7 protein-coding genes are annotated in these 7,330 nt (G+C 60.9%); 2 read left to right on the plus strand and 5 right to left on the minus strand.

All coding sequences use genetic code 11. From position 1 onward, the window contains the following. Positions 1 to 47: 47 nt before the first annotated feature. The 5 genes from QZ540_RS07660 to QZ540_RS07680 all read right to left on the minus strand — a co-directional run bounded on the left by QZ540_RS07660 (position 48) and on the right by QZ540_RS07680 (position 4,982). Complete coding sequence (locus tag QZ540_RS07660; RefSeq protein ID WP_060824818.1) at positions 48 to 377, minus strand: metal-sulfur cluster assembly factor; 330 nt, start codon at positions 375 to 377, stop codon at positions 48 to 50. A gap of 40 nt (positions 378 to 417) precedes the next feature. Then, positions 418 to 1,176: a Fe-S cluster assembly ATPase SufC gene (gene sufC, locus QZ540_RS07665; protein ID WP_049358343.1), complete on the minus strand. Its 759-nt coding sequence runs from the start codon at positions 1,174 to 1,176 to the stop codon at positions 418 to 420. Between the two features lie 19 nt (positions 1,177 to 1,195). Next, entirely contained in the window at positions 1,196 to 2,470 is a 1,275-nt protein-coding gene (gene sufD / locus QZ540_RS07670; RefSeq protein WP_294628949.1) for a Fe-S cluster assembly protein SufD, read from the minus strand. Next, positions 2,470 to 3,927, minus strand: a complete 1,458-nt coding sequence (gene sufB / locus QZ540_RS07675) for a Fe-S cluster assembly protein SufB (RefSeq protein ID WP_060824821.1) — start codon at positions 3,925 to 3,927, stop codon at positions 2,470 to 2,472. Before sufB ends, sufD begins: the two co-directional genes overlap by 1 nt. Before the next feature lie 188 nt (positions 3,928 to 4,115). Next, entirely contained in the window at positions 4,116 to 4,982 is an 867-nt protein-coding gene (locus QZ540_RS07680) for a metalloregulator ArsR/SmtB family transcription factor (protein WP_294628951.1), read from the minus strand. 176 nt (positions 4,983 to 5,158) lie between these two features. Here QZ540_RS07680 and QZ540_RS07685 point away from each other — a divergent pair, with 176 nt between their 5' ends. Together QZ540_RS07685 and QZ540_RS07690 are read left to right on the plus strand one after the other, a co-directional pair. Continuing rightward, positions 5,159 to 6,292, plus strand: a complete 1,134-nt coding sequence (locus QZ540_RS07685) for an ABC transporter ATP-binding protein (RefSeq protein WP_294628952.1) — start codon at positions 5,159 to 5,161, stop codon at positions 6,290 to 6,292. Continuing rightward, entirely contained in the window at positions 6,289 to 7,203 is a 915-nt protein-coding gene (locus QZ540_RS07690; RefSeq protein WP_294628953.1) for an ABC transporter permease, read from the plus strand. Before QZ540_RS07685 ends, QZ540_RS07690 begins: the two co-directional genes overlap by 4 nt. The last annotated feature ends 127 nt before the right edge of the window (positions 7,204 to 7,330 follow it).

Raw genomic sequence — 7,330 nt, forward strand, 5'->3', positions numbered from 1 at the left:
GCATACACCTTCCGCACCGGGCGGGCACCTATCTGCGAGTCAGGAGCTTAGATGTTGAAGCCCAGCGCGCGCATCATATCGCGGCCGTCCTCAGTAATACGCTCCGGGCCCCACGGCGGCATCCAAACCCAGTTCACACGCCAAGAATCAACCAGGTTATCCAGGTTAGCCTGAACCTGCTCCTCAATAACCTCCTGCAGCGGGCACGCCGCAGTGGTCAGAGTCAGGTCCAGAATGAGGGTTCCATCCTCATCCCAGCGCAGACCGTAGAGCAGACCGAGGTCAACAATATTGACGCCGAGTTCCGGGTCAATAACCTCCTTGAGGGCTTCCTCAATCTCTTCCTGAGGAACACGACCCTGCACAGTCTCAGTCATAGTTCTATCTTTCTGTCAGAATCCGGTAAGGAGAAGAAGCTTACTTCTTACCCACGTAAGAAACGTAGCCCTCTTCTTCCAGGCGGTCAGCCAGCTCGGGGCCGCCCTGGTCAACCATCTTGCCGTCCACGAACACGTGCACGAACTGCGGCTTGATGTAGCGCAGGATGCGGGTGTAGTGGGTAATCAGCATGACGCCCATGTCGTTTGCCTCGTGCGCACGGTTCACGCCCTCAGACACGATCTTCAGTGCGTCAACGTCCAGACCGGAGTCGGTCTCATCCAGGATGCCGAACTTGGGCTTGAGCAGCTCCAGCTGAAGAATCTCGTGGCGCTTCTTCTCACCACCGGAGAAGCCCTCGTTCACGTTACGTGCGATGAACGCAGGGTCAATCTCCAGGTTCTTCATGGCTTCCTTAACGTCCTTGGTCCAGGTACGCAGGGAAGGAGCCTGACCGTCCACAGCGGTCTTAGCGGAACGCAGGAAGTTAGACATGGTCACGCCGGGGATCTCAACCGGGTACTGCATAGCCAGGAACAGGCCTGCGCGTGCACGCTCGTCCACGCTCATCTCGGTGATGTCCTCACCGTCGAGCAGGATCTGACCGGAGTCAACCTGGTACTTGGGGTGGCCAGCAATGGTGGAAGCCAGGGTGGACTTGCCGGAGCCGTTCGGTCCCATGATTGCGTGAATCTCACCCGAGTTGATGGTCAGGTTAACGCCCTTCAGGATGGGCTTGGTGGTTTCGTCGTCGAGGATAACCGAGACGTGAAGGTCCTTGATTTCAAGGGTAGACATTGATTTCTCCTGGTAAAGCTTAGTTGTTGCTGAGGGCGAGCTCTGCCTCAAGGGCCTCGGTGAGCTGCTCTTCAAGTTCGGGAACACGAATCTGCTGAATGATCTCGTTCAGGAAGCCGCGCACGACCAGACGGCGTGCCTCAGCCTCCGGAATACCGCGAGCCTGCAGGTACCACAGGTGCTGCTCATCGAGCTGGCCGGTGGTAGATGCGTGGCCGGCGCCCTCAATCAGGCCGGTCTCAATCTCCAGGTTCGGCACGGAGTCAGCGCGGGGGCCAACTTCCAGCAGCAGGTTACGGTTCAGCTCGTAGGTGTCGGTGCCTTCTGCATCCTTACCAATCAGAACGTCACCAACCCATACGGAGTGCGCACCCTTACCCTGCAGCGCGCCCTTGTAGGTCACGCGGGACTTGCAGTTGGGTACGGAGTGGTCCACGAACAGGCGGGACTCAATGTGCTGGCCAGCGTCTACGAAGTACAGGCCGTACATTTCAGTCTCAGCGCCGGGAGCGGTGAACTTGGTGGAGGGGGTCACGCGCACCAGGTCGCCGCCGAGGGACACCACAACGTGCTTGAAGCGTGCGTTGCGGCCCAGCTTAGCGTACTGTGCGGAGGCGTGGATTGCGTCGTCAGCCCACTGCTGGACAGACACGACGTTCAGCTCAGCCTCGTCGTTCACCACGAACTCAATGTTCTGGCCCAGTACGGTGGAGCCGGTGTGGCGGATGACCACGACAGCCTTCGAGAAGGGCTTAGCCTCAATCACGATGTGCTGTGCGGCAGCTTCGTTACCGGTGCCGGTGATGTCGATTTCCACGTGCTCGGACAGCTCAGCCTCGGCGGGGATGGTCACCACGGTTGCTTCGGTGAAGCTGGACCATGCATTTGCTGCCACGCGGTCCTCGGGGATACCTGCGGAGCCGATGCGTGCATCCTCGCGGGAGACGGTCTCAACCTGAACCTGCTCGGGTGCGGTCACCTTCGGTGCCGGTGCGGTGCCGGTCAGCTTCTCCAGGTGCAGGCCGCCCAGACGCTTCAGCGGGGTAAAGCGCCAATCCTCTTCACGACCGGTCAGGGGCGCGAAGTCCTCCACGTTGAAGGAGGTCTTACGCTCTGCACGGGATGCTTCGAGTACCTTCTGGACGTTGTTCGGGTTGGAGCCCTGGTGGTGTGCCTCGGTGGCACGGTACAGGGTGTCATCGTGGGCGAACTCGGTGGCGAGCTTCTCGCCCTCCTGGTCCATGCCGGGGATGATCGGGGAGTGGTAACCCAGGGTTTCTTCGTTGGTCGGCATTAGCCCACAGATCCTTCCATCTGAAGTTCGATCAGGCGGTTCAGTTCGAGTGCGTACTCCATCGGCAGCTCGCGGGCAATAGGCTCAACGAAGCCGCGGACAATCATCGCCATTGCTTCTTCTTCGCTCAGGCCGCGCTGCATCAGGTAGAACAGCTGGTCCTCGGAGACGCGGGAAACGGTCGCCTCGTGACCCATGGTCACATCGTCCTCGCGGACATCCACGTAGGGGTAGGTGTCGGAGCGGGAGATGGTGTCCACCAGCAGTGCGTCACAGACCACGGAGGACTTGGAGTGCTTAGCGCCCTCACGCACCTGAACCAGGCCGCGGTATGCGCTACGGCCGCCGTTACGTGCCACGGACTTGGACACAATGGTCGAGGAGGTGTTCGGCGCAATGTGAACCATCTTCGAACCGGTGTCCTGGTGCTGACCCTCACCCGCGAACGCGATGGACAGGGTCTCACCCTTAGCGTGCTCGCCAACCATGTAAACAGCCGGGTACTTCTGGGTGACCTTCGAACCGATGTTGCCGTCCACCCATTCCATGGTGGCGCCCTCGTGCGCAACCGCACGCTTGGTCACCAGGTTGTAGACGTTGTTCGACCAGTTCTGGATGGTGGTGTAGCGAACGCGTGCGTTCTTCTTCAACACAATCTCAACCACTGCGGAGTGCAGGGAGTCGGACTTGTAGATGGGGGCGGTGCAGCCCTCAATGTAGTGAACGTAGGAGCCCTCGTCAGCGATGATCAGGGTGCGCTCGAACTGACCCATGTTCTCGGTGTTAATACGGAAGTACGCCTGCAGCGGGATCTCCACGTGAACTCCCGGGGGAACGTACACGAAGGAGCCACCGGACCACACAGCGGTGTTCAGTGCGGAGAACTTGTTGTCACCAATCGGGATGATGGAGCCGAAGTATTCCTTGAACAGTTCGGGGTATTCGCGCAGACCGGTGTCGGTGTCAACGAAGATCACGCCCTGCTTCTCCAGGTCCTCACGGATCTGGTGGTACACGACCTCGGACTCGTACTGTGCAGCCACACCCGCGACGAGCGAGTTACGCTCCGCCTCGGGAATGCCCAGGCGTTCGTAGGTGGTGCGGATGTCCTCGGGCAGTTCCTCCCAAGAAGCCGCCTGACCCTCGGTCGAACGCACGAAGTACTTGATGTTGTCGAAGTCGATTTCGGAAAGATCCGCACCCCAGGTGGGCATGGGCTTACGCTCGAAGAACTTCAGCGCCTTCAGACGCATGTCCAGCATCCACTGGGGTTCGTTCTTCTTTGCAGAGATGTCGCGCACGACGTCCTCGTCCAGGCCGCGCTTTGCTACCTGGCCTGCTTCGTCGGAGTCTGCCCAACCGTACTCGTAGTTACCAATGCCCTCGAGTTCGGGGTTCATCTCCAGGATCTCTGAAATGACGGTGTCGTTGGCGTTCTGCCCAACTTTCTCAGTCATTACGGCCTTTCTTCGATGGTTATTACATTTCTCGCCGCCACCTGCCGGTTGCAGGCGCGGTAGTTTAGGGGGCTGAGGCCGCGCTCAACCACGACGCGTAGCGGTGCGTGGTGCGGGCGGGTTTCAGCGTGCGGGTCGCACCCCTTATGGGTTCGTCAGGGGCGTGCCGCCGGGTACTGCTGTGAGCGTTACGCGGAAGGTTTCTCTGCGGAGTCCTCGGCGTTCTTCTCGCTCTCGGCGGTGACACGGTTCAGGGGCACGTGCGTGGTACACACGTGAGCGCCCGAAGCCATGGTCGAGAGCCTACGCACATCAACACCGAGCAGGTCGGAAATAATCCCGGTTTCCTGTTCGCAGAACACCTGGAAGTCGCCAGCGAGGTCGCGTACTGGACAGTGGCCCTGGCACAGCTGAATGCTCGCGAGAAAGTGTTCGGGAACAGTTCGTCCTGCAGGAGGCGCGGTAACCTGAGCAGTCGCGACAAAGCCGTCCTTGCTCATGGCTTCTGCGAGCGCCTGCGCTCGGGCTGCCACGTCGTCTCCGGCGGCTTCTACGACGGGTCGGTAGCGGGCTTCCATTTCTGCGGCGCGGGCGGAGGCGAAAGCTTCGAGGGCTTCCTGGCCGACCGTGTCGCGGAGCATTTGCAGGGCGTCGCGGGCGATGATGAGGTAGTCGTTGCCGAGGCGTTCGTGGCCCTGGGGGGCGATTACGTAGCGGCGGGCGGGTCGTCCGGCTCCGGCGCCGTGCTTCTTGATGGGCGCGACCTCAATCATGTTGTTGGATTCGAGGGCGTCGAGGTGGCGGCGTACTGCTGCGGGGGTGAGGCTGAGGAGCTCACCGAGGGTTGCTGCGGATACGGGGCCGTTGTTGAGAACTTCGCGGAGAACGCGGTCCCTGGTGCGTTCTTCTGCCTCGGCTTTGCGCTTGGATGTGCGTGCCGCGGAGGACTTGGTGCTGGAAGCACCAGTAGAGCCCGAGGCGGCGGTTCGGGTGCCGTTTCGGGTCTGCGTCTCGTTCATTGAGGCGCGCTGAGAGGTCTTGTTCACGGAATACACAAATAAAGTATGTCCTAATTACTTTTTCTTTGGCTAGTTAGGTACCCCTACTTGATAACTTTTCAACCTGAAGGTGAACATTTGAGTCGTAACGGGTGTGCCTTAAACGTGAGTTAGGGCATAAGATGAAAGGTGCACACACGCTCATTCATCGAAAAACTCGAAAGTGACTGTCTATGGAGACCACCACCGCGGGCCAGCAGGACCACCCGGGGCGTGCATCCGCCGCACCAACGGCGCGCACTGAGCACCACACGGAGCCCAGCGCCTCCCCCACCGCACGACGACGCATCATCGCGGAAGAACCAGCGCTCAGCATTAAAGACCTCATCAAAGAGTTCAAGCCCTCACGCGCCTTCCGCACCAAATACCCCGAACGGCTCACCGCCAGCGGGCTCTACCGCGCCGTCAATAAGGTGAACCTGCGTGTCTTCCCCGGTGAAGTGGTCGTCCTGCTCGGCGCTAATGGCGCCGGCAAAACCACGACCCTCGCCTGCGCCCAGGGCCTGCTCAAGCCCACCCGAGGTACCGTGCGCCTCCTCGGTGAAAACCCGCTGCTGGCGGATCCGGAGCTACGCGCCAAGGTCGGCATTATGCTCCAGGACGGCGGCCTGCCCAACGCCATGCACCCCATCCCGCTGCTCGAGCACATCTCGACCATGTACACCGACCCGTACCCGGTTGAAGAGCTCGCAGAACGCCTGGGCATTGATGCTTTCAACGGCACCACGATTCGCCGTCTCTCGGGTGGTCAGAAGCAGCGCGTCTCCCTTGCCGCCGCCCTCATCGGCCGCCCGGACGTGCTCTTCCTCGACGAGCCCTCCGCGGGTCTGGATCCGCAATCCCGCAACGTCGTCTTCGACATCATTCGTGAACAGCGTGAACTCGGCACCGCGATTGTGCTCACCACGCACCTGATTGACGACGCGCAGAAGCTCGCCGACTACGTCTACATCATTGAAAACGGCGCCACCGTTCAGGAAGGCACCGTCTCCGAGCTCATCGCCAGCGACGGCACGAACCGCCTGCAGTACACCCTGGATGCTCCTACCCCCACCCGTGAGCAGCTGCTGCCCGCGCATCTACGCGCCGGTGTGGAGCTCATCGAGAAGGTGCCCTACACCCCGGCTCGTGACGGCGCGCCCTCCGTGCCCGGCGAGTACGAGCTGGTCGGCACGTTGCGCCCCGAGCACCTGGCGGCGTTCACCTCCACTCTCGCTGAGCGTTACCTCATGCCCATTTCTCTGACCATGGAACCGAAGACTCTTGAGGATGTCTTCCTCGACATTTCAGGACGTGATATCCGATGAGCAACACCGCACACAGCAACACCTCACGCGCCGACAACGAGCGAGCAGAACTTCAGGCAGAAGAGAACCGGGCTGCAGAGAATCGGACAGAAGAACGCGCCGTAAACACCCGCCCCAAGGTCTCTTCCATTGACGAGGATGAGGAGTACATTCCCCCGCGCGCGAACTACCCGCTCGTGCGCGTCATCGAGCAGGGCCGCTACGAGACCATGGCGATGCTCCGCAACGGCGAGCAGCTGATGCTGAACATTATTTTTCCCGTCATGGCGCTTATCGCCCTGCGTTTCACCGGCCTGATTGATGAGTACGCGAACTCGGTCGGCGTGTCCCGCATGGATGCGGCGGTCCCCGGCGTTCTGGCGCTCTGCGTGATTTCTACGGCGCTGTCCGGTCAGGGCATTGCGACGGGTTTTGATCGCCGCTACGGCGTGCTGCGATTCCTGGCGACCACTCCCCTGGGCCGCAACGGCCTGATCATGGGCAAGTGCATTGCGGTGCTGGTGGTCGTGGCGATTCAGTTCACGCTGGTTGCGGTGCTCGGCTACGGTCTGGGCTGGCGTCCGGACGCTATCGCCGTCTCACGCTCCATCATCACGATGCTCATGGGTGCTGGCGCGTTTACGGCGCTGGGCCTGCTCATCGCCGGTACGGTGCGCGCGGAGGCGACCCTCGCCATCGTGAATATTGCCTGGGTGATTCTTGCCGGTGCCGGCGGCGTGGTGTTCCCGCTGAAGTCCTTCCCCGACTGGTACGCCGGGGTTGTGGCGTGGTCCCCTTCGGCGGCTCTGGGCGATGCGTTGCGCGGCAACTTCATTCAGCATCAGTGGCTTGCCGAACCGCACTGGGTAATCATCGTGTGGACCGTGGTCATTGGGTTTATTGCCTCGCGCAAATTCAAGTGGTCCGATTAGCTCAAGTGGTCCAGCTAGAGACTTAGCTGAGCGATTTAGCTGGGGCGACCTGGCTACTGGTAGCGCTTTTCGCGCATACAACTAAAGCAACCGCAGGTTAAAAGGCGGGCGCCGGATATGTTTCCGA

It is taken from the genome of uncultured Rothia sp. (genome assembly GCF_916049665.1).
Classification (GTDB): domain Bacteria; phylum Actinomycetota; class Actinomycetes; order Actinomycetales; family Micrococcaceae; genus Rothia.